At 60.7% G+C, this 26,339-nt stretch carries 31 protein-coding genes, 1 tRNA gene and 1 pseudogene; 22 read left to right on the forward strand and 11 right to left on the reverse strand.

What is annotated here, in order from left to right; all coding sequences use genetic code 11:
• Position 1 precedes the first annotated feature (1 nt).
• Genes IFT80_RS01340 through IFT80_RS01355 form a run of 4 tightly spaced genes read left to right on the forward strand, consistent with a single transcriptional unit; the run spans position 2 to position 3,403 of the window.
• Positions 2-1,024: a LacI family DNA-binding transcriptional regulator gene (locus IFT80_RS01340; protein WP_122478736.1), complete on the forward strand. Its 1,023-nt coding sequence runs from the start codon at positions 2-4 to the stop codon at positions 1,022-1,024.
• Positions 1,025-1,036: 12 nt separating this feature from the next.
• Entirely contained in the window at positions 1,037-1,954 is a 918-nt protein-coding gene (rbsK, locus tag IFT80_RS01345) for a ribokinase (RefSeq protein ID WP_192136855.1), read from the forward strand.
• A complete protein-coding gene (gene rbsD / locus IFT80_RS01350) occupies positions 1,951-2,355 on the forward strand; it encodes a D-ribose pyranase (RefSeq protein ID WP_122478734.1) in 405 nt (134 codons plus the stop codon). The genes rbsK and rbsD overlap by 4 nt, the downstream gene beginning before the upstream one ends.
• Before the next feature lie 28 nt (positions 2,356-2,383).
• Positions 2,384-3,403, forward strand: coding sequence for a nucleoside hydrolase (locus tag IFT80_RS01355; protein WP_192136573.1), 1,020 nt, complete (start codon positions 2,384-2,386; stop codon positions 3,401-3,403).
• 27 nt (positions 3,404-3,430) lie between these two features.
• On the opposite strand, the gene IFT80_RS01360 is transcribed toward IFT80_RS01355, so the two are convergent.
• On the reverse strand, positions 3,431-3,670 hold the full coding sequence (locus IFT80_RS01360) for a hypothetical protein (protein WP_122479686.1): 240 nt from the start codon (positions 3,668-3,670) through the stop codon (positions 3,431-3,433).
• A 144-nt stretch (positions 3,671-3,814) separates the two neighbouring features.
• Here IFT80_RS01360 and IFT80_RS01365 point away from each other — a divergent pair, with 144 nt between their 5' ends.
• Together IFT80_RS01365 and IFT80_RS01370 are read left to right on the forward strand one after the other, a co-directional pair.
• Positions 3,815-4,120, forward strand: coding sequence for a hypothetical protein (locus IFT80_RS01365; RefSeq protein WP_192054203.1), 306 nt, complete (start codon positions 3,815-3,817; stop codon positions 4,118-4,120).
• A 144-nt stretch (positions 4,121-4,264) separates the two neighbouring features.
• A complete protein-coding gene (locus tag IFT80_RS01370) occupies positions 4,265-4,582 on the forward strand; it encodes an I78 family peptidase inhibitor (RefSeq protein WP_122478728.1) in 318 nt (105 codons plus the stop codon).
• Positions 4,583-4,658: 76 nt separating this feature from the next.
• On the opposite strand, the gene IFT80_RS01375 is transcribed toward IFT80_RS01370, so the two are convergent.
• Together IFT80_RS01375 and IFT80_RS01380 are read right to left on the reverse strand one after the other, a co-directional pair.
• Positions 4,659-4,871 (reverse strand): cold-shock protein, encoded by a 213-nt coding sequence (locus IFT80_RS01375; RefSeq protein WP_122478726.1) that lies wholly within the window; start codon positions 4,869-4,871, stop codon positions 4,659-4,661.
• A 303-nt stretch (positions 4,872-5,174) separates the two neighbouring features.
• The gene (locus IFT80_RS01380) at positions 5,175-5,477 is read right to left on the reverse strand and encodes a hypothetical protein (protein WP_122478725.1); all 303 of its coding nucleotides are present in this window, start codon (positions 5,475-5,477) and stop codon (positions 5,175-5,177) included.
• Between the two features lie 342 nt (positions 5,478-5,819).
• Here IFT80_RS01380 and thrS point away from each other — a divergent pair, with 342 nt between their 5' ends.
• The 9 genes from thrS (at position 5,820) to IFT80_RS01425 (ending at position 13,273) form a co-directional block, all read left to right on the forward strand.
• Entirely contained in the window at positions 5,820-7,742 is a 1,923-nt protein-coding gene (gene thrS / locus IFT80_RS01385) for a threonine--tRNA ligase (protein ID WP_122478723.1), read from the forward strand.
• Entirely contained in the window at positions 7,742-8,293 is a 552-nt protein-coding gene (gene infC, locus IFT80_RS01390) for a translation initiation factor IF-3 (RefSeq protein WP_172979313.1), read from the forward strand. The genes thrS and infC overlap by 1 nt, the downstream gene beginning before the upstream one ends.
• A 60-nt stretch (positions 8,294-8,353) precedes the next feature.
• The gene (rpmI, locus tag IFT80_RS01395; protein WP_002553160.1) at positions 8,354-8,548 is read left to right on the forward strand and encodes a 50S ribosomal protein L35; all 195 of its coding nucleotides are present in this window, start codon (positions 8,354-8,356) and stop codon (positions 8,546-8,548) included.
• Between the two features lie 27 nt (positions 8,549-8,575).
• Positions 8,576-8,932, forward strand: coding sequence for a 50S ribosomal protein L20 (rplT, locus tag IFT80_RS01400; RefSeq protein WP_043188388.1), 357 nt, complete (start codon positions 8,576-8,578; stop codon positions 8,930-8,932).
• A 109-nt stretch (positions 8,933-9,041) separates the two neighbouring features.
• Positions 9,042-10,058 carry a phenylalanine--tRNA ligase subunit alpha gene (pheS, locus tag IFT80_RS01405; protein ID WP_192136574.1) on the forward strand — a complete coding sequence of 339 codons (1,017 nt, stop codon included), beginning with the start codon at positions 9,042-9,044 and terminating at the stop codon, positions 10,056-10,058.
• 27 nt (positions 10,059-10,085) lie between these two features.
• On the forward strand, positions 10,086-12,464 hold the full coding sequence (gene pheT, locus IFT80_RS01410) for a phenylalanine--tRNA ligase subunit beta (protein ID WP_192103601.1): 2,379 nt from the start codon (positions 10,086-10,088) through the stop codon (positions 12,462-12,464).
• Positions 12,465-12,467: 3 nt separating this feature from the next.
• Complete coding sequence (gene ihfA / locus IFT80_RS01415; protein ID WP_002553164.1) at positions 12,468-12,770, forward strand: integration host factor subunit alpha; 303 nt, start codon at positions 12,468-12,470, stop codon at positions 12,768-12,770.
• Positions 12,751-13,107: a MerR family transcriptional regulator gene (locus IFT80_RS01420; protein WP_043188397.1), complete on the forward strand. Its 357-nt coding sequence runs from the start codon at positions 12,751-12,753 to the stop codon at positions 13,105-13,107. Before ihfA ends, IFT80_RS01420 begins: the two co-directional genes overlap by 20 nt.
• An 89-nt stretch (positions 13,108-13,196) precedes the next feature.
• Positions 13,197-13,273 (forward strand) — tRNA-Pro (locus tag IFT80_RS01425).
• A gap of 127 nt (positions 13,274-13,400) precedes the next feature.
• Here the strand turns inward: IFT80_RS01425 and IFT80_RS01430 are convergent.
• Positions 13,401-13,574, reverse strand: a pseudogene (locus tag IFT80_RS01430) (helix-turn-helix domain-containing protein); the annotation flags it as partial.
• 163 nt (positions 13,575-13,737) lie between these two features.
• Here IFT80_RS01430 and IFT80_RS01435 point away from each other — a divergent pair.
• Positions 13,738-13,953, forward strand: a complete 216-nt coding sequence (locus IFT80_RS01435; protein WP_192103599.1) for a hypothetical protein — start codon at positions 13,738-13,740, stop codon at positions 13,951-13,953.
• 215 nt (positions 13,954-14,168) lie between these two features.
• A complete protein-coding gene (locus tag IFT80_RS01440) occupies positions 14,169-15,137 on the forward strand; it encodes an XdhC family protein (protein ID WP_192136575.1) in 969 nt (322 codons plus the stop codon).
• Between the two features lie 139 nt (positions 15,138-15,276).
• On the opposite strand, the gene IFT80_RS01445 is transcribed toward IFT80_RS01440, so the two are convergent.
• From IFT80_RS01445 to IFT80_RS01455, 3 genes are all read right to left on the reverse strand, one after another.
• A complete protein-coding gene (locus IFT80_RS01445) occupies positions 15,277-15,573 on the reverse strand; it encodes a HigA family addiction module antitoxin (protein ID WP_192136576.1) in 297 nt (98 codons plus the stop codon).
• 8 nt (positions 15,574-15,581) lie between these two features.
• Positions 15,582-15,866 (reverse strand): type II toxin-antitoxin system RelE/ParE family toxin, encoded by a 285-nt coding sequence (locus tag IFT80_RS01450; protein WP_192103594.1) that lies wholly within the window; start codon positions 15,864-15,866, stop codon positions 15,582-15,584.
• Positions 15,867-16,065: 199 nt separating this feature from the next.
• The gene (locus IFT80_RS01455) at positions 16,066-16,929 is read right to left on the reverse strand and encodes an MBL fold metallo-hydrolase (RefSeq protein ID WP_192103592.1); all 864 of its coding nucleotides are present in this window, start codon (positions 16,927-16,929) and stop codon (positions 16,066-16,068) included.
• Positions 16,930-17,021: 92 nt separating this feature from the next.
• Between IFT80_RS01455 and IFT80_RS01460 the strand changes: the two genes are divergently transcribed.
• From IFT80_RS01460 to IFT80_RS01470, 3 genes are all read left to right on the forward strand, one after another.
• Positions 17,022-17,351 (forward strand): ArsR/SmtB family transcription factor, encoded by a 330-nt coding sequence (locus IFT80_RS01460; protein ID WP_122478691.1) that lies wholly within the window; start codon positions 17,022-17,024, stop codon positions 17,349-17,351.
• A gap of 105 nt (positions 17,352-17,456) precedes the next feature.
• A complete protein-coding gene (locus tag IFT80_RS01465) occupies positions 17,457-19,022 on the forward strand; it encodes a bifunctional protein tyrosine phosphatase family protein/NAD(P)/FAD-dependent oxidoreductase (protein WP_192103590.1) in 1,566 nt (521 codons plus the stop codon).
• Positions 19,023-19,026: 4 nt separating this feature from the next.
• Complete coding sequence (locus IFT80_RS01470) at positions 19,027-19,824, forward strand: sulfite exporter TauE/SafE family protein (protein WP_192103588.1); 798 nt, start codon at positions 19,027-19,029, stop codon at positions 19,822-19,824.
• 130 nt (positions 19,825-19,954) lie between these two features.
• On the opposite strand, the gene IFT80_RS01475 is transcribed toward IFT80_RS01470, so the two are convergent.
• On the reverse strand, positions 19,955-21,319 hold the full coding sequence (locus tag IFT80_RS01475; RefSeq protein WP_192103587.1) for an MmgE/PrpD family protein: 1,365 nt from the start codon (positions 21,317-21,319) through the stop codon (positions 19,955-19,957).
• A 101-nt stretch (positions 21,320-21,420) separates the two neighbouring features.
• On the reverse strand, positions 21,421-22,719 hold the full coding sequence (locus IFT80_RS01480; RefSeq protein ID WP_192057374.1) for a CitMHS family transporter: 1,299 nt from the start codon (positions 22,717-22,719) through the stop codon (positions 21,421-21,423).
• Positions 22,720-22,978: 259 nt separating this feature from the next.
• On the opposite strand from IFT80_RS01480, the gene IFT80_RS01485 reads away from it, so the two are divergent.
• On the forward strand, positions 22,979-23,869 hold the full coding sequence (locus IFT80_RS01485; protein WP_122712926.1) for a LysR family transcriptional regulator: 891 nt from the start codon (positions 22,979-22,981) through the stop codon (positions 23,867-23,869).
• 41 nt (positions 23,870-23,910) lie between these two features.
• Here IFT80_RS01485 and IFT80_RS01490 read toward each other — a convergent pair whose 3' ends face one another.
• Entirely contained in the window at positions 23,911-24,798 is an 888-nt protein-coding gene (locus IFT80_RS01490; protein WP_192103586.1) for an alpha/beta fold hydrolase, read from the reverse strand.
• Between the two features lie 120 nt (positions 24,799-24,918).
• On the opposite strand from IFT80_RS01490, the gene IFT80_RS01495 reads away from it, so the two are divergent.
• The gene (locus tag IFT80_RS01495) at positions 24,919-25,548 is read left to right on the forward strand and encodes a DUF1826 domain-containing protein (RefSeq protein WP_192103856.1); all 630 of its coding nucleotides are present in this window, start codon (positions 24,919-24,921) and stop codon (positions 25,546-25,548) included.
• A gap of 16 nt (positions 25,549-25,564) precedes the next feature.
• Here the strand turns inward: IFT80_RS01495 and IFT80_RS01500 are convergent, their stop codons facing one another.
• Positions 25,565-26,287 carry a DUF4198 domain-containing protein gene (locus IFT80_RS01500; protein WP_122712924.1) on the reverse strand — a complete coding sequence of 241 codons (723 nt, stop codon included), beginning with the start codon at positions 26,285-26,287 and terminating at the stop codon, positions 25,565-25,567.
• Between the last annotated feature and the right edge of the window lie 52 nt (positions 26,288-26,339).

Here is a 26,339-nt window from a genome sequence, read left to right on the forward strand (position 1 = left end):
CATGGCGACCATCAAGGACGTGGCGGCGCGAGCCGGTATCTCCTACACCACCGTCTCGCACGTCGTGAACAACAGCCGGCCGGTCAGCGCGCACGTGCGGCGCAAGGTCGAGTCGGCGATCGCCGAGCTCAACTACGTTCCCAGTGCGGTGGCGCGCTCCTTGAAAGCGCGCAGCACTGCGACCATCGGCTTGTTGGTGCCCAACAGCGTCAACCCGTATTTCGCCGAGCTGGCGCGTGGTATCGAAGACTGCTGCGAGCGCAACGGCTACTGCGTGATCCTCTGCAACTGCGACGACGACCCGCAGAAGCAGCGCAACTACCTGCGCGTGCTGCTGGAGAAGCGCGTCGACGGTATCGTATTCGCCTCGGTGGGTGGCGATGCCGCGCTGACCGACATGCTCGCGGCGGTGCGCACGCCCATGGTCATCGTCGACCGCGGCCTGCAGCAGGTGGCAGCCGACCTGGTGTGCATCGATCACGAACAGGGTGGCTACCTGGCCACCCGGCATCTGCTCGAACTGGGCCATCGCGCCATCGCCTGCATCAGTGGCCCGCAACATACCCACGTGGCGCAGCTGCGCCTGGACGGCTATCGTCGTGCGCTCGCCGAGTACGCCGTGCAGCCCGCGCCCGAGCATGTCCTGCACAGCGATTTCACCAGTCCGGGTGGCTACCGTGCGGCAGTCGAGCTGCTCGCGGGGCCGGTGCCCACGGCGATCTTTGCGGCCAACGACATGATCGGCCTGGGCGTGCTGCGCGCGGCCGCCGAGCGCGGCGTCCGCGTGCCCGAACAGCTGTCGGTCATCGGTTTCGACGATATCCAGCTCAGTCGCTATGTGTACCCGGCCCTGACCACCGTCGGCCAGCGCATCGGCGAATTGGGTGAAGTGGCTGCCGAGCGGCTTCTGGCGCGCATCGCCGGAGCGGCCGGTGCGGCTGCGACGCAACACGTCATCGCGCCACAGATCGTGGTGCGCGAGTCCACGGCGCGATACGCCGGTCTTTCCCATGAATTGCGCTGAGAGTGGTAGATGATGCAAGCAAACGTATTGGTAATAGGCAGTCTGAACATGGACCTGGTGGCACAGGCCGAGCGTTTGCCGCAGGCGGGAGAAACCCTGCTGGGCCAGTCCTTCGCGACCGTGCCGGGCGGCAAGGGCGCCAACCAGGCGGTCGCTGCCGCGCGGCTGGGCGGGCAAGTGGCGATGATCGGCTGCGTCGGCGCCGACGCCTATGGCCAGGCGCTGCGCCAGGCGTTGGCCGATGAAGGCATCGACTGCCAGGGCGTACGGGTGGCTGAAGCGGTAGCGACCGGGATCGCGATGATCGTGGTCGATGCCAACAGCCAGAATGCGATCGTCATCGTGGCGGGCGGCAATGGCCAGCTCGAATGCGCCGACATCGAGCGTTTCGACCGCCTGCTGCTGGCCGCCGATGTGGTGGTGTGCCAGCTGGAAATTCCTCATGCGGTGGTGGCTTTCGCCTTGCAGCGCGCTCACCAGGCTGGCAAGACGGTTATTCTCAACCCGGCGCCGGTCAGCGGGCCGTTACCGCAGCAATGGCTGGGCTGGGTCGATTATTTGATCCCCAACGAAACCGAAACTCAGGCGCTCACCGGCCTGAGCGTCAGCTCGGTGGCCGAGGCCGAGCAGGCGGCCAGTCTTCTGCGCCAGGCCGGCGCCGGCAAGGTGCTCATCACCTTGGGTGAGCAGGGCCTGCTGTTTACCGATGGCACGCAGCCCCGGCATTATCCTGGACGCAAGGTGCAGGCGGTGGATACCACGGCGGCTGGCGATACGTTCGTCGGTGGCTTTGCCGCGGCGCTGGCCAGAGGCCTGGACGAGTCACAGGCCATTGCGTTCGGCCAGGCCGCCGCTGCACTGTCGGTCACCCGCGCCGGCGCCCAGCCTTCTATCCCGACCCTGGCGCAAGTGGAGCAGGTTGCATCGTGAAAAAGACCGCCTTGTTGAACATATCGCTTTCGCAACTGGTTGCGTCCCTGGGCCATGGCGATATCGTCGTGATCGGCGATGCCGGTTTGCCGGTACCACCGGGCGTGCCCTTGATCGATCTGGCCTTGACGCCAGGCATTCCCAGCTTCATCAGCACGCTGGACGTGCTGCTCAGCGAAATGCAGGTGGAAAGCCACGTGATCGCCGAGGAGATGCTGCAGGTGCTGCCGCCGGCGTTGGCGCGAATTCAGCAATTGCACGAGCAGGGCGCCCTCGGTGTGCGCCAGTCGGTCAGCCATGCGCGGTTCAAGGAGCTGTCGCGGAACGCTCGCGCCATCGTGCGCACTGGCGAATGCCAGCCCTACAGCAATATCGCCCTGTTGGCGGGCGTCACTTTCTAGACTTACCACTGAGCACAAGGAGTGCAACATGCAACGTTCCCTGCTGACCCTGCTTCGAGGATTTTCATTGATGGCCCTGCTGACCAGCGCTGCCGCCACGGCGGCCGACAAGATCGATCTGATCATCGACACCGACCCCGGCGCCGACGATGTCGTCGCCTTGCTGCTGGCCCTGGCTTCGCCCGAGGAGATCAACGTCCGCGCCCTCACGACCGTGGCCGGCAACGTGCGCCTCGACAAGACCTCGCGAAACGCACGCCTGGCCCGTGAGTGGGCGGGTCGCGAAGATGTGCCGGTCTATGCCGGTGCCCCCAAGCCGCTGGTCCGCGAACCGATCTATGCCGCCAACGTGCATGGCGAGGAGGGCGTGCCTGGCATCGCCGTGCATGAGCCGAGCAAAGGGCTGGCCCAGGGCAACGCGGTGCAGTATTTGATCGATACCCTGAGCAATGCCGAACCCCACAGCATCACCCTGGCGATGTTGGGGCCACAGACCAACCTGGCGCTGGCACTGATCCAGGCGCCCGGCATCACCCAGGGCATCAAGGAAGTGATCGTCATGGGGGGCGCGCACTTCAATGGCGGCAATATCACCCCGGTGGCCGAGTTCAACCTGTTCGCAGACCCTCACGCCGCCCAGGTGGTACTGGCCAGCGGCGTCAAGCTCACCTACGTGCCACTGGATGTCACCCACAAGGTTCTGACCAGCCCGGCGCGCCTGCAGCAGTTGGCTGCCTTGCAGAACAAGGCCGGGCCGCGGGTGGTGGATATCCTGCAGGCGTACGTCAAGGCCGACATGGAGCACTACGGACTGCCCGGTGGCCCGGTTCACGATGCCAGCGTGATTGCCTATCTGCTGGCGCCGGAGCTGTTCAGCGGGCGCAAGGTCAACCTGACCATCGACAGCCGGGAAGGCCCGAGCTTCGGCCAGACCGTGGCCGACTGGTACGGTACGCTCGACCAGCCGGCCAACGTGTTCTGGGTGAACGAGGGGAATGCACAGGGCTTTTTCGATCTGCTGACCCAACGCCTGCAGCGTCTGCCCTGACCGGCCGAAGCGCCGGTGCGTCACGGGCTATGGCGTGGGCACGTTCTTCAAGGGATGCGCCACGGTATTGCCCGTCGCTGCCACGTGTTCGTGGGCGTAGCGCTCGAACACCTGCATGACGAAGCTGCGCGCCGCATCGGTGCCCAGTGCCTTGACCAGCACGTCGACGCCGATGATCGCCAGCTCCTCGGGCGTACCGGGGCTGAAGGAGCTCTGGCCCTGAGGCCACTGGACCTTGATGTCCGCCTTGATTGATACGTTTGCCATGTTGCTCTCGCCAACGGTCACGAGCGAACGACGTTCGCTCCACGTGGCCAAGTAAAGCATTTTCGCCAACGCTTTACACCGGCCCTTGGGCAGATGGCAGGGCGCGTGTCAAACTTCGGTCAAATCTTCGGCATGGAGGCTCATGTGCACATCGACCTCAAGCAAAGCGACTCACTCACCCTGGATGCGGTCCGTGCGCTGATCGCCTCGGGCAATCCGGCCATCCACACCCAGCTGCGCGTGACCCGCGACGGCATCGCCTTCCTCTCCACCGAGGCGGTCGGCGGCACGGATATCCAGGGCCTGTGCTTCCGTCTGGAAACCTGGGCCGCCGGATCCGGTTACGTTGGCGCTGCTGCGGCATCCGACGCCACCTGGGTGAAGCAGATTCACACGGCCCTGCAGACACACTGGCCCATGCCCCTATCCGACTACATTGACTTGTACTGATCCGCAGACACACATCCAGTGACGATTTCTCTGACACCGCGTAACGATGCGCTCGGGCAGACTAGGCCAATGTGCAACCAAATCGGCCAGAGGCGGTCGCACAACCTTACCTACCAGAAAAACCCACTGAAAAGAGGAGGCTGCATGCCTTTCCCGCGCAAGACCTTGTTGATCCTGATGGCAGCCCTGGCTGTAACTGGCTGTTCTACATCCGGAACCTCGACCGGACAGTCTGCCGCTGCCGCCCCTGCATTCGATGGGCGCTGCAACGCTGACGGCGCACGCTACACCGTTGGCAAGCCGGTTTCCGCAGACCTGCTCGAGCAGGCGAGGGTCAAGGCAGGCGCACAGGTCGCCCGCGTCCTGCGCCCGCACGACATGGTGACCCTGGAATACCGTTCCGACCGTCTCAACCTCAACGCCGATGACAGCGGCCAGATCACCCGTGTCAACTGTGGCTGAGTGATCGTCGCACTCGACACGAATCGCAGGCGAAAAAAAACCCGTCACATGGACGGGTTTTTTTCAGTTGCCGAGATTACTCTGGGCGAACTTGAGCAGCTTGCATGCCCTTTTGGCCTTTCTCAGCCACGAACGAAACGGTCTGGCCTTCTTTCAGGCTTTTGAAACCGTCGGATTCGATAGCTTTGAAGTGTACGAACAGGTCGTCACCGCCACCTGAAGGAGTGATGAAGCCGAAGCCTTTCTCATCGTTGAACCATTTTACGGTGCCGGTCTGGCGATTAGACATGGTGAATCTCCAAGAAACATAATATTCAGTAGTGCTGTGCTGCTCAGGCCAACTGGGCACACGGGGCCTATCATAGTCCAAAACCTGGACTGTGAACCCCCTTTGATTGGCGCAAGAACCAAAGTTGTCGCAAATTGGCCTGTCCAAAACTGCTAAGCCCCTTATTTCATTGAGGTTTGCAGCTGAAAAATGTTTTAAAAAAAAACCGCATCAAGTCGCACTTGATTCGATTGACCGCAGCCGTCGACCCCCAGTAGCGCCGTTGGCGTCTCTCGGGGCCGTCCTGCGGTGCTGCTGAAAGCGCTACTGGTTATTGCAAACCAGCACTTCCTTCATCAGCTTCTGGCGCAGCGCCATTGGCGGTTCGACCTGCTTGTTGGTGAGCTGGTCGATCTCGGCCTTGCTGAATTTCTCCTCGATCACTTTCGCGCCACAGCTGCAGTGCGCCTGCGCCTTGGCGGCGTCCACGCCTTGCTGCACGGCTGCGGCCTGGCACTGCGCGGTATATTCGGCCTTGGCATCGGCGGACAGCGCGGCAGCCTGGGCCGCGAATGGAAGCACCAGGGCCAGGCAGGCACTCAGGGGAAGAAGTCGTTTGAGACCCATAATGAATAGCTCCTTGTTCTCAGGCGGTTTTGACTCATGTCATCTGAGGGGTGAAGAGGGCAGCAAGTTCAGCGACGGGCCCAGTTGCCGTATCGTGCATATGACGCAGCAAGTCGACGCATCTTCTGTGCTAGGATGTTCGGCCCTGCGTTCGGCACTGCCTTGAGTAGGCGCCGAGGCGCGGGATTCACCTTTTTCGATTGCTCCAGTCACTCTGGTTCGTGCTCCGGTCGGCCGCAAGGCTCCTGCCAATGTAAGGCGGGCATACCGGGCGAATCGCGTACTGGCTCATCCCAACCCATGTGACCTTTGGTAGGGGTCACCACTAGGAGAGGAGGCGCCATGCCCACCATTACTCTTCCCGACGGCAGTCAGCGTTCGTTCGATCACCCGGTTTCCGTCGCCGAGGTCGCCGCGTCCATCGGCGCCGGTCTGGCCAAGGCCACCGTTGCCGGCAAGGTCAACGGCCAGCTGGTCGATGCCTGTGACCTGATCACCGCCGACGCTACCTTGCAGATCATCACGCCAAAGGACGAAGAGGGGCTGGAGATCATTCGTCACTCCTGCGCCCACCTCGTCGGCCATGCGGTCAAGCAGCTGTACCCCACTGCCCGCATGGTGATCGGTCCGGTCATCGAAGAAGGCTTCTACTACGACATCGCCTACGAGCGGCCTTTCACGCCAGACGACATGGCGGCGATCGAGCAGCGCATGCAGCAACTGATCGACACCGAATACGACGTGGTCAAGAAGGTCACGCCGCGTGCCGAAGTCATCGACGTGTTCACCGCTCGCGGTGAGGACTACAAGCTGCGTCTGGTCGAAGACATGCCGGATGAGCAGGCCATGGGCCTGTACTATCACGAAGAATACGTCGACATGTGCCGTGGTCCGCACGTGCCGAACACGCGTTTCCTGAAATCCTTCAAGCTCACCAAGCTGTCGGGCGCCTACTGGCGCGGCGATGCCAAGAACGAGCAGCTGCAGCGCGTCTATGGCACCGCGTGGGCCGACAAGAAGCAGCTGGCGGCCTACGTCAAGCGCATCGAGGAAGCCGAGAAGCGCGATCACCGCAAGATCGGCAAGCGCCTGGGCCTGTTCCATCTCCAGGAAGAAGCTCCGGGCATGGTCTTCTGGCACCCCAACGGCTGGACCGTGTACCAGGTGCTCGAGCAGTACATGCGCAAGATCCAGCAGCAGAACGGCTACCTGGAAATCAAGACGCCCCAGGTAGTCGACCGCAGCCTCTGGGAGAAATCAGGGCACTGGGCCAACTACGCCGAGAACATGTTCACCACCGAGTCGGAAAACCGCGACTACGCCATCAAGCCGATGAACTGCCCGTGCCATGTGCAGGTGTTCAACCAGGGCTTGAAAAGCTACCGCGAGTTGCCGCTGCGCCTGGCCGAGTTCGGTGCCTGCCATCGCAACGAGCCTTCGGGCGCGCTGCACGGCATCATGCGCGTGCGTGGCTTCGTGCAGGACGATGCGCACATCTTCTGCACCGAAGAGCAGATGCAGTCCGAGTCGGCGGCCTTCATCAAGCTGACCATGGACGTCTACGCCGACTTCGGCTTCAAGGACATCCAGCTCAAGCTGTCGACGCGTCCTGAAAAGCGTGTCGGTTCCGACGAGCTGTGGGATCGCGCCGAGTCAGCCCTGGCTGCCGCACTCGACGCGGCCGGGCTTCCCTACGATCTGCAGCCGGGCGAGGGCGCCTTCTACGGCCCCAAGATCGAATTCTCGTTGAAGGATTGTCTGGGTCGCGTCTGGCAATGCGGTACACTGCAGCTCGATTTCAACCTGCCGATCCGCCTGGGCGCCGAATACGTCACCGAAGACAACGGTCGCAAGCATCCCGTGATGCTGCACCGGGCGATCCTGGGTTCGTTCGAGCGATTCGTCGGGATCCTGATCGAGCACTACGAGGGCGCATTCCCGGCCTGGCTGGCGCCGACACAGGCAGTGGTGATGAATATCACTGATAAACAAGCCGATTTTGTACAGCTTGTCGAAAAAAATCTGACGGAAAGCGGGTTTCGTGCCAAGTCCGACTTGAGAAATGAAAAGATCGGCTTTAAAATCCGTGAGCATACTTTGCTCAAGGTTCCTTATCTCCTGGTCATCGGGGACAAGGAAGTTGAAACGCAAACTGTCGCTGTGCGTACCCGTGAAGGCGCTGACCTGGGCTCCATGCCCATCGCGCAATTCACCGAGTACCTTGCACAAGCGGTTTCCCGGCGTGGTCGCCCAGATTCGGAGTAATTATTATTAAGCGTGAAATGAGACAAGATAAACGAGCTGCACCGAAAGCCCCGATCAACGAGAATATCTCGGCACGCGAGGTTCGGTTAATTGGCGCTGACGGCGAGCAGATTGGCATCGTCTCTATCGATGAAGCGCTTCGTATCGCTGAAGAATCGAAGCTGGATCTGGTGGAAATCTCCGCTGACGCCATCCCGCCCGTATGCCGGGTGATGGACTACGGCAAATCGATCTTCGAGAAGAAGAAGCAGGTTGCCGCAGCGAAGAAGAACCAGAAACAGATTCAGGTTAAAGAAATCAAGTTTCGTCCAGGGACGGAAGAAGGGGATTACCAGGTAAAACTCCGCAACCTGGTACGTTTCCTGAGTGATGGGGACAGGGCCAAGGTATCCTTGCGATTCCGCGGCCGTGAGATGGCGCATCAGGAGCTGGGTATGGAGCTGTTGAAGCGGGTCGAAGGTGACCTGCTCGAATACGGTTCCGTCGAACAGCATCCGAAGATGGAAGGACGCCAGCTGATCATGGTCATCGCCCCCAAGAAAAAGAAGTAACCACCAGGGCACGGCAGGCCTTGCGGTTATGTTTATCAATTGAATGTGGAGTACCCGAACATGCCAAAGATGAAAACCAAAAGTGGTGCAGCTAAGCGGTTCTTGAAAACCGCTAACGGCATCAAGCACAAGCACGCTTTCAAGAGCCACATCCTGACCAAAATGTCGACCAAGCGTAAGCGTCAACTGCGCGGTAGCAGCTTGCTGCATCCGTCTGACGTGGCAAAAGTCGAGCGCATGCTGCGCCTTCGTTAATTTCGGTCAAAGATAGAGGACTAACTCATGGCTCGTGTTAAGCGTGGCGTCATTGCCCGTAAGCGTCACAAGAAAATTCTGAAACTGGCTAAAGGCTACTACGGCGCTCGTTCGCGCGTATTCCGTGTTGCCAAGCAAGCGGTAATCAAGGCAGGCCAATACGCCTACCGTGACCGTCGTCAGAAAAAACGTCAGTTCCGCGCCCTGTGGATCGCTCGTATCAACGCCGGTGCTCGTGTAAACGGTCTGTCCTACAGCCGTTTCATTGCTGGCCTGAAGAAAGCGTCCATCGAGATCGACCGTAAGGTTCTGGCTGATCTGGCAGTGAACGAAAAAGCGGCGTTTGCTGCGATTGTCGAGAAAGCTAAAGCCTCGCTGGCCTAAGTACCCCGACAATCACTCCAGCCTGCCGTCGGCGGGCTTGGGTGTTAAACGTCATGAATAGGGGAAGAGCCTTCAAGCTCTTCCCCTATTTCGTATCTGGAGTCTGTACATGGAAAACCTGGATGCGCTGGTCTCTCAAGCTTTGGAGGCCGTGCAACACGCTGAAGACATCAATGCCCTGGAGCAGATCCGGGTTCAATTCCTTGGCAAGAAAGGCGAACTGACCCAGGTGATGAAGACCTTGGGCAACATGCCTGCCGATGAGCGGCCCAAGGTGGGCGCGCTGATCAACGAAGCCAAGGAACGTGTCACAGATGTCCTCAATGCGCGCAAGACGGCATTCGAAGAAGCCGAACTGAGCGCCAAGCTCGCCGCCGAGCAGATCGACGTCACCTTGCCTGGCCGTGGCCAGACCACTGGCGGCCTGCATCCGGTTACCCGGACGCTGGAGCGTATCGAGGAGTTTTTCACCCACATAGGCTACGGCATCGCCGAAGGCCCCGAGGTGGAAGACGACTACCACAACTTCGAAGCGCTCAACATCCCAGGCCATCACCCGGCCCGTGCGATGCATGACACCTTCTATTTCAATGCCAACATGTTGCTGCGTACCCACACCTCACCGGTGCAGGCGCGGACCATGGAGTCGCAAAAGCCGCCGATTCGGGTCGTCTGCCCGGGACGGGTCTATCGCTGCGACTCGGATATCACCCACTCGCCGATGTTTCATCAGGTCGAGGGGTTGCTGATCGACCGGGACATCAACTTCGCGGACCTGAAAGGCACCATCGAGGAATTCCTGCGCGTGTTCTTCGAAAAAGAGCTGGCAGTACGCTTCCGGCCCTCGTTCTTCCCCTTCACCGAGCCTTCGGCTGAAGTCGATATCCAATGCGTGATGTGCAGCGGCAAGGGCTGCCGGGTCTGCAAGCAGACCGGCTGGCTGGAAGTGCTGGGCTGCGGCATGGTGCACCCGAACGTGCTGCGCATGTCGGGTATCGACCCCGAAGAGTTCCAGGGTTTTGCTTTCGGCATGGGCGCAGAACGTCTGGCCATGCTGCGTTACGGCGTCAACGACTTGCGCCTGTTCTTCGACAACGACTTGCGGTTCCTCGCGCAATTTCGCTAGCCGTAACGAATCTTTCAGGAGAGCAGGATGAAATTCAGTGAACAATGGCTGCGCGGCTGGGTAAGCCCGCAGGCCTCGCGAGACGAGCTGGTTGCACGTCTGTCGATGGCAGGTCTGGAAGTGGACAGTGTGACCCTGGCCGCAGGTGAGTTCAGCGGCGTGGTGGTGGGTGAAGTGCTTGCCACGGAGCAACACCCGGACGCCGACAAACTGCGTGTGTGTCAGGTCAGCGATGGCAGCGAAACCTTTCAGGTGGTTTGCGGTGCGCCAAACGTGCGCCCCGGCCTGAAGATTCCGTTCGCCAAGATCGGCGCCCAGTTGCCGGGCGATTTCAAGATCAAGAAAGCCAAGCTGCGCGGCGTCGAGTCCAACGGCATGCTCTGCTCGCAGTCCGAGCTGCAGGTCGGCGAGGGCAACGACGGCCTGATGGAGCTGCCGGCCGATGCCCCTGCGGGTGAGGATTTCCGGGTTTACCTGGGCTTGGACGATGCCAGCATCGAGGTCGACCTGACGCCCAACCGCGGCGACTGCCTGTCGCTGGCGGGCCTGGCGCGGGAAGTGGGCGCGCTGTATGCAGCCCCAGTGACCCGTCCGGTCATCGCTGCGGTAGCCCCGGTCAGCGAAGACGTGCTGGCAGTGGAGGTGTTGGCGCCTGCCGCCTGTCCGCGCTTCCTCGGCCGAGTGGTGCGCAACGTCGACCTGTCCAGGGCCACTCCGTTATGGATAGTCGAGCGTCTGCGTCGCAGCGAAGTGCGCAGCATCGATGCCGCGGTAGACATCACCAACTACGTGATGATCGAGCTGGGCCAGCCGATGCATGCCTACGACCTTGCCGAAATCGACGGCGGCATCCGCGTGCGCATGGCCGAGGAGGGCGAGAAGATCACCCTGCTCGACGGTCAGGAAGTAGCACTGCGCGGCGACACGCTGGTCATTGCCGACCACGCGCGCCTGCTGGGCATCGCTGGCGTGATGGGTGGCGAGAACAGCGGCGTGACCGCCAGGACCCGCGACGTGTTCCTCGAGGCGGCGTTTTTCGAACCGATCTCGGTGGCCGGCAAGGCCCGCTCGTACGGGCTGCACACCGATGCGTCGCACCGTTTCGAGCGCGGTGTCGATTCGAATCTGGCCCGTGAAGCCATGGAGCGTGCGACCGCACTGTTGCTGGAAATCGCCGGCGGCGAACCGGGTCCGATCGTCGAACACGTCAGCCAGGAGCATCTTCCGCAGATTGCGCCGATCACCTTGCGAGCCGATCGGGTCAGCCAGATGCTGGGCCTGGAAATGGGCGCCAGCGAAATTGAAGGGTTGCTGACCGGCTTGGGCCTGGGTGTCACGGCCGGCGGGGAAGGGCAGTGGTCCGTGGAGGTGCCGAGCCATCGCTTCGATATCAGCCTGGAAGTCGATCTGATCGAAGAGCTGGCACGGCTCTATGGCTACAACCGCCTGCCCGTGCGCTACCCGCAAGCGCGGCTGGCGCCGCAGGCCGCCCCGGAGGCACGTTCCGACCTGCCGGCCTTGCGCCGCCTGTTGGTTGCACGTGGTTACCAGGAGGCTATCACCTACAGCTTCATCGATCCCAAGCTGTTCGAACTGTTCAGCCCCGGCGTCGAGCCGCTGCTGCTGGCCAACCCGATCTCGGCCGACATGGCGGCCATGCGCTCGTCGCTGTGGCCAGGCCTGGTCAAGGCTCTGCAGTACAACCTCAATCGCCAGCAGGATCGCGTACGCCTGTTCGAGAGCGGCCTGCGTTTTGTCGGTCAGCTCGATGGCTTGAAACAAGAGCCCATGCTGGCTGGCGTGGTCTGCGGCAGTCGTCTGCCCGAAGGCTGGGCGCAGGGTCGCGAGACGGTGGACTTCTTCGACGTCAAGGCCGACGTGGAAGCCGTGCTTGGCTTCGCCGGTGCGCTGGATGCCTTCACCTTCGTTCCGGGGCAGCATCCTGCTCTGCATCCGGGCCAGACCGCGCGCATCGAGCGCGAGGGTCAGCTGGTCGGTTATCTGGGCGCATTGCACCCGGAACTGGTGAAGTCGCTGGGTCTGGATCGCGCTGTCTTCGTTTTCGAGCTGGTGCTTGCGCAGGTGTCCGAAGGCCGTCTGCCGAAGTTCCAGGAGTTGTCGCGCTTCCCCGAAGTGCGCCGCGACCTGGCACTGCTGGCCGATCGTGATGTGGCTGCCAGTGCAGTGCTCGCGGTCATTCGCGAGAATGCAGGGGAATGGCTCACGGACCTCAGGCTGTTTGACGTCTACCAGGGTAAAGGCATTGATCCTCATAGAAAAAGCCTGGCTGTTGGCTTGACCTGGCAGCATCCATCGCGCACTCTTAATGACGATGAGGTGAATGCCACGACTCAAACAATCCTCACCTCGCTCGAACAAAGGTTGAACGCCACGTTAAGGAAGTAGCGCATGGGGGCTTTGACGAAAGCTGAAATGGCGGAACGTCTTTATGAAGAGTTGGGCTTGAACAAACGAGAGGCCAAGGAATTGGTCGAGCTTTTCTTCGAAGAAATCAGGCACGCTCTTGAAGACAACGAGCAGGTCAAATTGTCCGGTTTCGGCAATTTCGACCTTCGGGACAAACGCCAGCGGCCTGGCCGCAATCCGAAAACCGGTGAAGAAATCCCGATCACGGCTCGCCGCGTGGTCACCTTTCGTCCAGGGCAGAAGTTGAAAGCCCGAGTTGAGGCCTATGCTGGAACCAAGTCATAACGACGAACTCCCGCCCATTCCCGGCAAGCGCTACTTCACCATTGGTGAAGTCAGCGACTTGTGTGCCGTCAAGCCACATGTGCTGCGGTATTGGGAGCAGGAGTTTCCTCAGCTCAACCCCGTGAAGCGTCGCGGAAACCGTCGGTATTACCAGCGCCAGGATGTGCTGATGATTCGCCAGATCCGCGCGCTGCTGTATGACCAGGGCTTCACCATCGGCGGCGCGCGTCTGCGCCTGTCCGGCGACGAGGCCAAGGATGACACTACGCAGTACAAGCAACTGATCCGCCAGACGATCTCCGAGCTCGAAGATGTGCTGAGTGTCCTCAAGAAGTGAATTTCTGGAAAAGAATACTTCCATAATTCAAATGCTTAAGGTATATTCCTCGACGTTCTCAGAGGTTCTGGAACAGCTTTACGCTCGGTCGGGGCGTAGCGCAGCCCGGTAGCGCACTTGCATGGGGTGCAAGGGGTCGAGTGTTCGAATCACTCCGTCCCGACCATTTATTCCTGAGTAAAATCAGACAAGAAAGCCACTTCTCGAAGATGGCTTTTTTTTGTCTTCATTTTCACACGAGCCGTTATACCGACAGCAGGGCGAGCGGCAGGGGTGCTGGTTGTGCTCCTGATTCAACGCTGGCCAAAACCGTCTCGATAGAGTGATGGCGCAAGCCCGACTGCCTTGCGAAAGGCCACCCTGAAGCTTTCCACCGAGGCGAATCCGCATCGCTCGGCGATTTGCTCGGTATTGAGAACTGTGCTCTCAAGCAGCGAGCGAGCCTGAGTCATGCGTGCATGTTGCAGCCTGTGCCGGCCCTCACTGTAACGGTGTGCACCGGGCAGCTGCACGAATAGCTCAGCTCGGTTATGCGGTGAAGGAAATGATCGGTGGTGTCACCGGCTGGCTCGATGAAGGCCTTAGCCTCTCGAATACCGACATTGTGCAGGGCACCTCCACTTCGATCTCTTGCGCGTGCTGACCTCAGGCTCGGCAGTTCGCGCAGCCGCTGCGACCGATGTCCCTGTACTGATCGAACTGATGCGCGCTTTGGCAGCATTCGAAGACCACCTGGATGATTTCAGAGTGGATGAGCAAAGCCTGCTGGCGCGCACCTTTGGGCGCGAGGTGGTCGGCGAACTTCGCCACTATCACCGGATGAGTGTGTCATCCATCCTCATCTGATCGCCAGGTCAGTACCTTCCGGGTTCGCGGCAATGATTGCCCGGTTCGACGAGCTCGCAGCATCGCGCTTGGTTTAGCCTCGAGGTCGCAAGAAATAGGCAATAACCCGCGCGGATCGGGCAACTTTGGAAAGTCGCTCCAACACATACTGAATCGGGTATTCCCAGCCCACCTCATCGCTCGGGTTTCTGCAAACACAGTGGACCGTAAGCCCCATGAACAACCTTGACCTCCAAGTAGTCCAGCAAGGGCAGCAGTGGCTTGAACAGGGGCAGTGCGTGTGGCTTTGCACTGTTCTTTCTACGTTTGGCTCTGCGCCACGGGGGCCAGGGGCAATGCTGGTTGCGCTGGCCAGTGGAAGTTTTTGCGGGTCCCTTTCAGGCGGTTGTGTCGAGGACGACTTCCTCGAGCGTCTTGCGCGTGACGAGTTCGGGCCCGACAACCAAATCGTCCGATATGGCGAAGGAGGTCTGGCGCCTTCAATGGAGCTGCCGTGTGGAGGCGTCCTTGACGTACTCGTTGAGCAGTTCGGCCTCGGCTGTCAGTCACTCGAGCACTTTTCCTCGATGTTGCACGCGCTGCAAGGCCAGCAACGGATCATCCGTAACGTTTCTCTGGTCAGCGACGACCGTGCACTCGACACCTCTTCTGCGCAGGGTCAAACCGTCGAAGTATTCGACCAGCAGGTCGCCATTCGCATTGGCGCAGCGCGGCGGCTATTGATAGCGGGGCTGTCGCCTGTGGCAGAATTTTGCGCAAGTTTCGCCGTGTCATTGGGCTATGAAGTCATTGTCTGTGATCCGCGCACCGAGCTGCTCCACAGGTTTCACGTGGAAGGGGTGAAAGTCATCGAGCAACTACCCGCGGTCTTCATCGCCAAGGGTGGCTGCCACGCGGGCACCGCCGTTGTCGCGCTCACCCACGACCCACGCCTGGATGATCTGACGTTACTTGAAGCGGTGCGAACGCCCGCGTTCTACATCGGCGCCATGGGCTCACGACGTACCAGTGAAAAGCGCCTTGAACGCGTTCGCCGCATCGGCGCTCTGGACGATCGGGCAATTAGCCGTATCAGCGCACCGGTAGGCTTGAGCCTGGGAAGCAAGACACCGGCGGAGATTGCCCTGGCTGTAATGGCTGACATCGTTCGTGTGAGTAATGGGATCTCCCGGGACTCGCTCTGAGCCATTATCCCTGCCGTGCAGCGACTGATGATCCCCGAGCGTTTGCAGGCGAGTGGGTCAGGAGTTTTCAGCGGCGCAACAGGAGCGCCAGAGCCTGCGCCTGTCTGAAGCCCGCCCTTGGCGGGCATCTGGATTCATTTCAAGCAACCAGGCGCTGTACCGCTGCAATCGCATCTCCATGCTCCAGCTCTGCCTTGCGTAACTCGTACGCTGTTTGCAGGTTGAGCCAGAACTCTGCAGTGGTATCCAGGCAGGCGGCCAAGCGCAAGGCCATGTCAGCCGATACGCCACCACGCTCAAGCAGAATGTTATTCACGGTCGGCGTAGATACGCCTAAAGCACGGGCCAGAGCAGCGGCACTGAAGCCCATTTCGTGCTGGAAATCCTCGCGAAGAATCTCGCCGGGATGTATGGGACGCATGCCATTCTTGAACATGATGCACCTCAGTGATAGTCGACAATCTCAACGTGTTCAGGGCCGTTCTGGGTCCATATGAAGCATACCCGCCACTGCATGTTGATGCTGATGCTGATGCTATGCTGGCCGGCTCTGTCACCTTCCAAGGTGTGAAGCCGGTTTCCGGGCGGTGAGCGCAAGTCTCGAAGCTCCTTCGCAGCATGCAGTGCGGCCAGTTTACGCTCCGCGACTGACTTGATGTCTGCCCAGCGCCTTATCCTGCCGGTGGTGAAAAGTGCTTCCGTATCGGCGCATGCAAAGCTTCGAATCATGGATTGAACGCTTAACGTTATTCGTTAAGAGCGAGCATACGCCTTTCAACGCCGTATTCAACTCATTGTTGAACAGGGTGTCCGGCAATCATTCGAGCAACTATTTCGAGATGGGTTTCGGCGATACTTTCTAGCGAGGTGGCGATGAAACAGCTCCGCTCATGCTCACTGAGCCATTACCTAACCACGACAAACCCTCTCAAAACCTGTTCAAAGGAATCTTCAGGCTGCACAACCCGCTTTCATCGGCAGGGGGCAGATTCCCGGCGCGGATATTCACCTGGATCGCCGGCAGCAACAGCGCCGGGACCGACAGGCTGACATCGCGGGCTGTGCGCATGCGTACGAACGATTCAAGATCGGACGCGTCACCGACATGAATGTTGTTCGCGCGCTGCTCGGCAACGGTGGTGATCCAGGACGCTTCCCTGTCGGCAGGAGGATAGTCGTGGCACATGAACAGTGTGGTCTGGGGGGGTAGGCTCAGCAGCCGTTTGATCGAGCCATACATCTGTACGGCGTCCCCGCCGGGGAAATCGCATCGGGCAGTGCCGACATCCGGCATGAACAGCGTATCGCCGACGAAGACCTGCGTATCCCCAACTCGATAGGCGACGTCCGCAGGCGTATGGCCAGGCACGTGCATAACCTGCACCGGTATGTTGCCGATGTGGAAGATCTCATCCGCTTCGAACAATGTGTCGAACTGCGAGCCATCCAGCAGGAAGTCGGGCTCGAGATTGTAGATATCCCGAAACGCGCCCTGCACGACGGTGATCTGCGCACCGATGCCGATCTTGCCGCCGCGCTTGCCTTTGAGGTAGGCACTGGCCGACAGGTGATCGGCATGCGCGTGTGTTTCCAGCAGCCACTGTACCTGCAACCCGTGGCTGTCCACGAAGGCGATGATACGGTCGGCGTTATCGGTGCCGATCCGCCCGGCTTTGGCATCGTAATCCAGCACTGGATCCACGATTGCACATGGCCCTCCTGACGCTTCGAAAATGACATAGCTCACCGTGGAGGTGGCGGTGTCGTAGAAACCTTCTATCTGAGCCGTCATCGGGCAACCTCTTCGATTCACGTCATTACACTATATTGAAACATATACTATTCAATCGTAGACTGTCGACCGGTCAACCATCGGGGCTTTCCATGACTGCTCAATTGTCCACCGAAGAAATCGGTCTGTTGCGCGATTCCGCGTCCAAGGCGTGTGCCTTGCTCAAGGCCTTGGCGAACGAAGACCGTCTGTTGCTGCTGTGCCAATTGACCCAGGGCGAGCGAAACGTAGGGGAATTGGAGGCACTGTCCGGGATCAGGCAGCCGACGCTGTCGCAGCAGTTGGGTGTGCTGCGCGACGAAGGAATGGTCAACACCCGCAGAATGGGCAAGTACATCTACTACTCGTTGGCCAGCTTCGAGGTGGTCTCGCTGATGCAGACCCTGTCGGGACTTTACTGTGGCCAGGCGCTGAAGAAGTAAGCCTCTGCATGACCCGTTGCTCGTCGCTGCGCCATCGCACCTCGCGTGGCTCGGCCGGGGCGCGTTGTTGGAACTCTCACACGTTGGCTATGCCCGGGGTTTGTAATGGAGCAAGTGATAAAGCGAATAGACGCATCGTTCTCGGTGGCGGGCCAACTTGATCCGCAGGATGTGCCTGAGGTGCGGGCTCAAGGGTTCGCCAGCCTGATCTGCAATCGCCCTGACGATGAAGGTGGGGCTGAGCAACCCAGCCACCAGGCCATGCAACGAGCGGCTGTCGCGTCGGGGCTGGAGTTCCGATATCTACCCGTAGCGAGCTCCGGTGCTACGCCAGCACAGGCTCAAGCGCTGAACGCGCTTCTGGAGCAGTTGCCCAAGCCGGTGCTTGCCTACTGCCGCACCGGCAATCGGTCCGCCAAGCTGTACGAGGCGGCAACCAAAGGCAGCCCCCCGACCCAGCAGTACGATGTAGTGGTCATGGGCGCAGGCTCTGCCGGTATCACCGTTGCGGCCGGTCTGCTCAAGCGAGATTCGTCTTTGCGCGTTGCGATCGTCGAACCTGGCACCGAACATTACTATCAGCCCGCCTGGACGCTCGTGGGCGGGGGCGCTTACCCCATCGATGCCACCGTCCGCCCCATGCAAAGCGTCATTCCTCAAGGTGCATGCTGGATCAAAGCGTCGGTGTCGGCCTTCGCCCCAGACCGCAAGCTGGTGTTGCTCAGCGACGGCAGCGAGCTGGCGTACCAGCAACTCATCGTCTGCCCGGGTCTGCAACTGGCCTGGGAAGAAATCCAAGGGCTTGAAGACACCCTCGGCAAGAACGGCGTGACGTCGAACTACCGTCACGACCTGGCCCCTTATACCTGGGAACTGGTTCGCTCGCTGCGCAGTGGGAAGGTCTTGTTCAGCCAGCCTCCCATGCCGATCAAATGCGCGGGCGCGCCGCAGAAGGCGATGTACCTGTCCTGTGATCACTGGCGCAAGGAGGGCGTGCTGCAGTCGATTTCGGTCGAGTTCAACCTGGCAGCTCCCGTGCTGTTCGGGGTTGCCACGTTCGTCGCCCCGCTGATGAAGTATGTCGAAGCCTACGGCGCAAAACTCGCCTTCCAGTCCAATCTGGTCAGGGTCGATGGCCCGAGCAAGACCGCATGGTTCGATGTGACAGACACGGCCGGAAACGTGACGCGCGTGGAAAAACACTTCGATGTACTGCACGTCGTGCCACCGCAGCAAGCGCCGGATGTGATTCGCCGCAGCGAGCTTGCCGACAAGGCCGGATGGCTGGAGGTCGATCCAGCCACGTTGCAGCACCCGCGCTACCCTGAAATATTTGCCCTGGGGGATGTCTGCGGCACCAGTAACGCCAAAACCGCAGCGGCTGCGCGCAAGCAGGCAGTCGTGGTCGCAGACAACCTCATCGCACTGCGCAAAGGCCGTGAGCTGCCTCGACGTTATGACGGCTACGGTTCGTGTCCGCTCACCGTCGAGAACGGCAAGGTCATATTGGCCGAGTTTGGCTATGGCGGAAAATTGCTACCTACGTTCCCGATGGATCCGACCATCGCGCGCAGGTCGGCCTGGTTCCTCAAGGTCCGATTGCTACCGTGGTTCTATTGGAACGGCATGCTCAAGGGGCGTGAGTGGCTCACCGCCTGCTCTTCGAAGTGACCTGATGCTGACATTCATATTGGGGGCCTGTGTCGGTCTGGTGCTGGGGCTCACCGGGGCAGGTGGTGGCATTCTGGCGATTCCGGCCCTGACCCTCGGACTGGGTTGGTCGATTACCCAAGCCACGCCCATCGCGTTGCTGGCGGTTGGCAGCGCCGCCTCGATCGGCGCGCTGCAGGGGTTGCGCCAGGGCCTGGTACGCTACAAGGCAGCAGCCACCATGGCAGCCGCCGGATGGGTGGCAGCTCCTCTGGGGATTCACGTGGCCGCGCGCGTACCCGGTACAGCATTGACGACAGTGTTTGCGCTGGTCATGTTGGTTGTAGCGTGTCGAATGTACCTGCAGTCCAGACGCGACGATGAGGCCCAGGGCGCGCTGCAGCGCAACTGTATGCTCGACCCTGCAACGGGCAAACTCGATTGGAATGCCCGCTGCCTGGCGACGCTGGCATCGATTGGCGCGACTTCGGGGTTCCTGACCGGCTTGCTGGGAGTCGGGGGAGGGTTTTTCATCGTTCCCGCCTTTCGAACGTTCAGCGACGTGCGCATGCATGGCGTCGTGGCCACTTCACTGATGGTGGTTGCACTGGTGTCACTGGGTACCTTGGGCCATCTGTTCAGCCAGGGTATGAAGTTTTCCTCGGCAGGCGCCGTGTTCACCGTATCGGCACTGGTCGGCATGATTGGCGGCCGCCTTGTGGCGCCGACCCTACCTGCACGGCTTTTGCAGCAGATGTTCTCTGTGCTCTGTGTTTGCGTAAGCCTGCTGATGCTGGGCAAGATTTTCTTTCGCATTGGTTGAGCGGTCAATACAGGGAATGCAGCAGCGGTGTCCAAGTGGATGCCCCTCGAGTGCACATGGGCGAGTGCATATATTCGGCCCCGTGTTCTGCACTACCTGCCCCAGGACGCACTTGGCGTTTTACCGACGTTCAACGCGTCGCGCAAAGATCGCCGATCACCTCGGCGCGGGGCAATTGCTCCATGCGCATGAGGGTATCGCTCAAGGTTGCAACGGCTTGCGTATCCAAGGCCTTGGCCGCGTTGTGGTTGAACTTGGTCATGATGCTCTCCAGAGGGGCTGGCTGGTCGGCGGTCCTGCCGGCCGGACTGTGCGCTCGCACGGTCAGCCGCGTCCCATCGTGCAATCGAATGTGCAAGTCGGTCAGGTAGTTGCCCCGTCTGGCCAGAGACGGGGTGGGGTGAGGCAGGGCATGTATGCGTTGCATGAGCGCCAGCGCTTCGGCGTCGTTGAAGGCGTTTTCGCTGAAGCTGTCAAGTACGATGCGGCCGTCGATCAGGGCGCGGGCCAGGCAATATTGCACGCTGAATTTGGCATCCAGGCTGGTCCGTAGCAGAGAGCGGTCGACATGGGTCAGACGCAGTGGATGCAGGTAAACCTCGATGCCTGCAACGTCGCGAACCTCGAAAGGGTGGTCACGGCGCAGCGTGAACAAGGCATCGAGGCTGGTGTGTGTGCTGTCGCAGCAGGGGTAGAGCTTGATGCCGATACCTGGCTCCACGATGTCCAGGGGAGCAGCCCAATTCTGCAATGCCAGTGCTGGCGTATAGTTTCCGGGGCCGTTGAACACTTCGAAGAAACCTTGGCGATGTTCGAAGGCATCCAGGCTTGCGGTGAAACCGTTGCGGGTCAAAAGCGCTGCCATCAAGCCGTTCCTGGCGGCATGGCCGACGTGGTAGGGCTTGGCCATGGTGCCGAAGTTGGCCTTGACACCCGAGGCCAACGACACACACAGCGCCAAGGCCATCGAGGTCTGCTGTTCATCGAGGCCAAGCAACCGAGCACTGGCCGCAGCTGCGCCGAACACGCCTAAGGTGGCAGTTGGGTGCCAGCCCTTGTCGTAGTGATGAAAATTGACGCTCTGTGCCAGGCGTGCCTGCGTTTCGAAGCCGGCCACGTAAGCCAGCAACAGCTGGCGGCCGGTGTGTCCCCCTTCTGCAGCCAAGGCCAACAAGGCCGGCAGGATCGGCGCGGTAGGGTGCCCGCCCATGGCGATGTTCACGTCGTCGAAATCCAGCGCATGGGCCGCAGCACCGTTGACCAGGGCCGCGCACAGCGGGTCCAGTCGTTCGTGTCTGCCCAGTACCGGTACTGCGCCGAAGGTGTTCAGTCCCCCGGTCTGCAGCAGCGTGTGCACCACGGGTTCACGTGCGCCTGCCAAGGCACAGCCCACGGTGTCGAGGATGGCGAGCTTGGCATTCCATAAGGCCTGTGGGGATAAGTGCTCGAAGGTCAGACTGCAGGTGCGTGCTGCGATGGCAGAGGTCAGTTTCATTGTGAGTCCAATCGTGAAGGGAGGTATCGACCAGGCGTGTCGGTACCTCGTTCAAGGCCGCATTGCCGGGATGGAGTCAAATTCGCCATGCAGAGCGGGATCTACCTGGAGACGGAGATTGCCCCGGTCAGGACGGCAAAAGTCATGTAGGCCAGCGATGCCAGCAGCACCCATTTCCAGGCAAATTTCTGGAAGTCGCCCAGGTCTGCCTTGATGATGCCGAGCAAGGCCCACAAGGGCGCCGAGGCCGGGCCTATCGAATGGGCCATCTGGCCGATGACGGCGGCACGAGCGATCTCCATGGCAGGGATGTCGTAGCGCGCGGCCATTTCCGCCAGTACCGGCACGATGCCAAAGAAGTACGCGTCGTTGGCCATGAAGAAGCTCAGGGGGATGCCGATCAGCGCGGTGGCCAGTGGGATCAATGAGCCGAGGTGGCTGGGCAGACTGCCCACGAAGGCTTCGGCCATCGCCGTGGTCATGCCGGTTTGAGTCAAAATCCCCGTGAAGACCCCTGCGCCTAATACCAGCATCACCACAGGCACGGCACTTGCTGCATGCCGCTGAATGACAGCGCCTTGGTCGGCAGCTTGTGGCACATTGACGAACAGTGCGATGACGAAACCGGCGATGAACAACACCATGAGGTTGGCTACACCCAAGACCAGGCACACCAGCAGCAGGACGGTCAGTGCAGCGTTCAATGCCGTCCGCCAGTTGGCGGCGTGCTCGACCTGGCAGCTCTCGGCGATGATCTGCGCTGAAACCTGCGCACTGTGCTGCGGATCGATTGCCTTGCGCGCTTTGCGCCCCAGCACGTAGGCAATGAGGCAGACGAAGGCGCAGGACAGGATCATCGGGCCGAGCATTGCCGCGAAATACTCGCTGGCGTCCAGGTGCAGGATACTGACGGCCCGTGTTGCAGCACCGCCCCAAGGGGTCGTCCCGGACACGGTACCCAGCGCCATGGTGGCGATGGTCGCGATGATCAACGGGTTGATGTGAAGCCTTTTGTAGAGCGGCAGGAAAGCCGAGCAGATGATCATGTAGCTGGTGGTTCCGTCGCCATCCAGGGCGACCAGACAGGCGAGGACGGCGGTGCCCACGCAGATATTGACTGGGTCGCCTTTGGATATGCGGATGATCAGTCGCGATAGCGGATCGAACAAGCGCGCATCCATCATCAAGCCGAAATACAGCACGGCGAACAACAGCAACACGGCAGTGGGTGCTACCGTCTTGATGCCGGCGGCGATCATTTCGCCCAGCTGTGCGCCCTGGCCGGTAAACAGCAGGAAAAATGCTGGCACGACTATGATCGCAACGAAGGCCGTCATCCATTTGCGGATGACGCACAGCATGAACACACCCAAGGTGGCAAAACCGAGGAGAGCCAACATGTTGGTGCTCCTCAGCAGGCGTCGAATGGGACAGGAACAACAAAGGGGACGGGCGGATGGGGCAGGCAGTGATCTGTCTGCGAGACCAGGTTGTGTCGTGGGTTCATGAGCGGTGCCTTTTGTTTTTATTGTGTCTGGGTAGTGCTGCTGACGAGAACTGCAGCGCTTGATAAAAAGATATCAACGCCAGGTCGTTAAGCCTAACGACAAATGCTAAACACAGATTGAAGTCTGGCTTAATAGCTAATAGGCTCTTTCCATGAAGCTCGATATCGAAAAACTCAGAGTGGTGGCACAAGTCGGCAGAGTCGGCTCGATGACCGCTGCCGCACGCAGCTTGCACCTGACCCCCTCCGCGGTTTCTCAAACGGTACAGCGTGTGGAAAGCGTCATCGGGCTGCCACTGTTCGAGCGTCGACCCCATGGCATGGCGCTTACCGATGCCGGGGAGCGGGTCATGCGCCGGGTCAACCTGATCGAGGCACAGATGGCGCAGCTCGAGACGGAACTGCGCAGTGTTGCCGAAGGCCGCGCCGGCCACCTGTCGCTGGGGGTGTTTCCGACGCTGGGGTCTTCATTGTTGCCGCGAATTGTCATGCAGTTCAGGGCGCGGCATCCGACCATCACCCTGGATGTGCGCAGCACGCGTCTGGTGGCGTTGCGTCAACTCATCGGCTCGGGTGAGCTCGATCTGGCCATTACCTGGACATACCCGTGGCTGAACGAACCTGGGTCGACCTTGCAGCTACGCACGGACCCTACGGTGGTATTGCTGCCAGCAGGGCACGCAATGGCGCAGGAGGCAGGACCTCTGAACCTGGCTCAGCTCGCCAAGGAGGCTTGGGTGTGCCGGTCCGATGGTCATGAAATCACCGAGCTGCTGCACCGCACCGCTGCCCAGTGCAAGTTCACGCCACGCATCGCCCTGTTGGCCAACGACTATCAGGAAACCCAGGCAATGGTCGCTGCAGGGTTGGGCGTGGCGCTTGCACCGAAACTGTCCACCACCACCTGCAGGGCGGATATAGTCGTTCGCGATCTGGATGATTCCGTGGCGTCAAGGCAATTGCATCTGGTGCAGGCACCCAATCGAAGCAGCCCGGCGGTCGAGCCTATGATCGAGCTGCTGCGCACGCTCTTGAGTGAATAGACACCCGACACCAATCGATGGGCCACACCATGGTAGGGGCCTCACGGCCCTGACAGGCTCAGCACCGCCCGGGCGAATGCCTCCGGTGCCTCCTGCGGGACGTTGTGGCCCACGCCTTCGAGGATTGATCGACGAACAGGGGCGCTGAATCGGCGTAGCGCCTGCTGCTCATCCTGAACCGGGGTGACACCGTCGCAAGCACCGGCCAGGATGACCGTTGGCACGGCAATGACGGGTTGCTTCGCCAGCCTCTGTTCGATGGCCGCGTACTGCGCATCGCCGTCGACCAGTCCGAAGCGATGGCGATAGGAGTGCGTGACCACGTCGACGAAGTCGGGAGTGTGGAACGACTGCGCCGAGGCTAAAAACACCTCATCGGTGAATGCCCAGGTCGGCGACCATAGTTGCCACAGCAGCTTGCAGAAGGCATCCCGGTCGGCTTCAAGGCCTGCGTAGCCACGGGCGCCGTGCAGGTAGTACTGATACCACAAGCGCTGTTCGGCTTGCGGGGCGGCGGGGCGGGTCGCATGGGCAATGTCCTGGATGTTGTAGCCCGGCTCGCAACTGACCAGTCCCACGACGCGCTCGGGCCACAGGGCGGACACCACGCACGCTGCGCGGCCACCCCAGTCGTAGCCGGCAAGTACGGCCTGGGGAATTTTCAAAGCATCCAATAATGCCAGCAGGTCCGACCCCAAGGCTGCTTGCTCACCCGAGCGAGGCGTGTTTGCGTCGATGAAATGCGTGCCCCCGTATCCGCGCAGGTAGGGGACGATGCATCGGCAACCGGCAGCGGTGATCCGTTCGGCCACCGCGTCGTAGGCGCGGATGTCGTAGGGGAAGCCATGCAACAGCACGACCGCAGGCCCATCGGCTGGGCCAAGGTCCCGGTACGCGACGTTGAGCACGCCTGCTTGAATCTGTTTCACTTGCTCATCCTTCTTTGGGTGATAAAGCTGTGACAACGGCGCGACTGTCACATCTCGTTGGATCATGGGCGTGGTTATTGATATGTTATGTTATATCCATTCATATCCTCCACTGATGCGATGTATGCCATGCCCGCCACCCCCCATTACATTCAGTCGCCCGAGCCCGCCGTGCTGGCGGAGATCCTGCGCGACGACATAAACCTGGCCATCTGGACGCGGCAATTTTCGCCCGCGATCGCGAGTTTCACTGATGCGTTGTTGTGCCGTGACGATCCACTATCGGAGTCGCGAGTGATTGAGTTACAGGGGGAAGAGCCCCCGGATCTGGTCGGGCTGGCTGCCGCTTTCGCTCAGTGTGAGGGTTACGCCGAGTTCGTCGAGGATGTTGCCTGGTTGATCCAGGCCTACGGTTGCCTATTGGGCGCCGAGCGTATCGGCCTGCGTCTGCGCATTCTGGACAAGGCGATGTGTCCGCGTTATCACGTCGATCGGGTCTCCGTGCGCTTGATCACGACGTACGCTGGCCGGGGCAGCGAATGGCTCGAAGAGGGTGCGATGCGCAGGGCGGGGCTGGGGCAGGCCGGGTCCGAACCGGTGGATGCACCGCACAAGCTGCTGGCGGCTGACGTGGCCTTGTTCAAGGGTGAGCGATGGATGAGCAACGAAGGGCGCGGAATCATTCATCGCTCGCCGCAGGCACGGGCTGGCGAGCGCCGCCTGATCATGACGCTGGATTGGTTGAAATGAAGGGCGGCTCGCGGACTCAGTGTTGGTGTGCCTTGCCGACAAAGGTCAGCGAGGTGAAGAGGCTGCGCTCTGAAACGTCCTTGCGATCGACCGCGGCTACCTTGGCTTGAGCCGCGATGACGTTCAACCCGGCGTTGCGCACGGTGACGGTGGCGCGACCTCGTGCATCGGTGACGACGCTACTGGCGTCCGACATGCCTCGGTAGTCATCGAGCAGGGCGATGCCACCGGCCGGCTTGCCATCGATCGTCAGTTCAACGGGTAATGGATTACCGACGCCTACTTCGCTCGGATCTTTCAACGGCCGAATGACCATGGCCAATTTCAGCGCGTCGGGCACCTGCGCGTGTGCTTTCAGGATCGCCAGGCTGTACTTGTAGCTGTGACTGGCGCTGACGGCGCCAGGCACGTCAGCCATGGGCTTGTTCACCGATTCTCCCTGAGCGTTCTTGCTCCAGACACCGTTGTCCAGGGCAACGGCGAGCACGGCGGGCTGCGCGGCTGGATGCAGGCGCGCGTGGTCGCCGAGCTTCTCGACCGTCACCGGGATCATTTGTCCGCGTTCATCGTAGGCCCATGCGCCTTTGACCTTATCCGCGGCATAGGCCTGGTCTTCTGCGCCGTGCCCGTAGACGACGTCCAACTGGCCGTAGCGTTGTTCGGTCCAGATACCATGGGCATACGCACCTTGGGCGCTGAGAAGGGTTGCAGCGGCAAGCAATGACAAAGCAATTTTCATGGGTTTTCCCAAGTGTTCTGCAGGGGTTGAACCGTGCGCATCGAACGATGCC

This window comes from Pseudomonas sp. CFBP 8771 (genome assembly GCF_014841695.1).
Lineage (GTDB): Bacteria > Pseudomonadota > Gammaproteobacteria > Pseudomonadales > Pseudomonadaceae > Aquipseudomonas > Aquipseudomonas baltica.

Coding starts and splice junctions, on each gene's coding strand:
- IFT80_RS01340 (WP_122478736.1), top strand. CDS start 2: ATGGCGACCATCAAGGACGTGGCGGCGCGAGCCGGTATCTCCTACACC.
- rbsK (WP_192136855.1), top strand. CDS start 1,037: ATGCAAGCAAACGTATTGGTAATAGGCAGTCTGAACATGGACCTGGTG.
- IFT80_RS01355 (WP_192136573.1), top strand. CDS start 2,384: ATGCAACGTTCCCTGCTGACCCTGCTTCGAGGATTTTCATTGATGGCC.
- IFT80_RS01360 (WP_122479686.1), bottom strand. CDS start 3,670: ATGGCAAACGTATCAATCAAGGCGGACATCAAGGTCCAGTGGCCTCAG.
- IFT80_RS01370 (WP_122478728.1), top strand. CDS start 4,265: ATGCCTTTCCCGCGCAAGACCTTGTTGATCCTGATGGCAGCCCTGGCT.
- IFT80_RS01375 (WP_122478726.1), bottom strand. CDS start 4,871: ATGTCTAATCGCCAGACCGGCACCGTAAAATGGTTCAACGATGAGAAA.
- IFT80_RS01380 (WP_122478725.1), bottom strand. CDS start 5,477: ATGGGTCTCAAACGACTTCTTCCCCTGAGTGCCTGCCTGGCCCTGGTG.
- thrS (WP_122478723.1), top strand. CDS start 5,820: ATGCCCACCATTACTCTTCCCGACGGCAGTCAGCGTTCGTTCGATCAC.
- rpmI (WP_002553160.1), top strand. CDS start 8,354: ATGCCAAAGATGAAAACCAAAAGTGGTGCAGCTAAGCGGTTCTTGAAA.
- rplT (WP_043188388.1), top strand. CDS start 8,576: ATGGCTCGTGTTAAGCGTGGCGTCATTGCCCGTAAGCGTCACAAGAAA.
- pheS (WP_192136574.1), top strand. CDS start 9,042: ATGGAAAACCTGGATGCGCTGGTCTCTCAAGCTTTGGAGGCCGTGCAA.
- pheT (WP_192103601.1), top strand. CDS start 10,086: ATGAAATTCAGTGAACAATGGCTGCGCGGCTGGGTAAGCCCGCAGGCC.
- ihfA (WP_002553164.1), top strand. CDS start 12,468: ATGGGGGCTTTGACGAAAGCTGAAATGGCGGAACGTCTTTATGAAGAG.
- IFT80_RS01420 (WP_043188397.1), top strand. CDS start 12,751: ATGCTGGAACCAAGTCATAACGACGAACTCCCGCCCATTCCCGGCAAG.
- IFT80_RS01440 (WP_192136575.1), top strand. CDS start 14,169: ATGAACAACCTTGACCTCCAAGTAGTCCAGCAAGGGCAGCAGTGGCTT.
- IFT80_RS01445 (WP_192136576.1), bottom strand. CDS start 15,573: ATGTTCAAGAATGGCATGCGTCCCATACATCCCGGCGAGATTCTTCGC.
- IFT80_RS01450 (WP_192103594.1), bottom strand. CDS start 15,866: ATGATTCGAAGCTTTGCATGCGCCGATACGGAAGCACTTTTCACCACC.
- IFT80_RS01455 (WP_192103592.1), bottom strand. CDS start 16,929: ATGACGGCTCAGATAGAAGGTTTCTACGACACCGCCACCTCCACGGTG.
- IFT80_RS01460 (WP_122478691.1), top strand. CDS start 17,022: ATGACTGCTCAATTGTCCACCGAAGAAATCGGTCTGTTGCGCGATTCC.
- IFT80_RS01465 (WP_192103590.1), top strand. CDS start 17,457: ATGGAGCAAGTGATAAAGCGAATAGACGCATCGTTCTCGGTGGCGGGC.
- IFT80_RS01470 (WP_192103588.1), top strand. CDS start 19,027: ATGCTGACATTCATATTGGGGGCCTGTGTCGGTCTGGTGCTGGGGCTC.
- IFT80_RS01475 (WP_192103587.1), bottom strand. CDS start 21,319: ATGAAACTGACCTCTGCCATCGCAGCACGCACCTGCAGTCTGACCTTC.
- IFT80_RS01480 (WP_192057374.1), bottom strand. CDS start 22,719: ATGTTGGCTCTCCTCGGTTTTGCCACCTTGGGTGTGTTCATGCTGTGC.
- IFT80_RS01485 (WP_122712926.1), top strand. CDS start 22,979: ATGAAGCTCGATATCGAAAAACTCAGAGTGGTGGCACAAGTCGGCAGA.
- IFT80_RS01495 (WP_192103856.1), top strand. CDS start 24,919: ATGTATGCCATGCCCGCCACCCCCCATTACATTCAGTCGCCCGAGCCC.
- IFT80_RS01500 (WP_122712924.1), bottom strand. CDS start 26,287: ATGAAAATTGCTTTGTCATTGCTTGCCGCTGCAACCCTTCTCAGCGCC.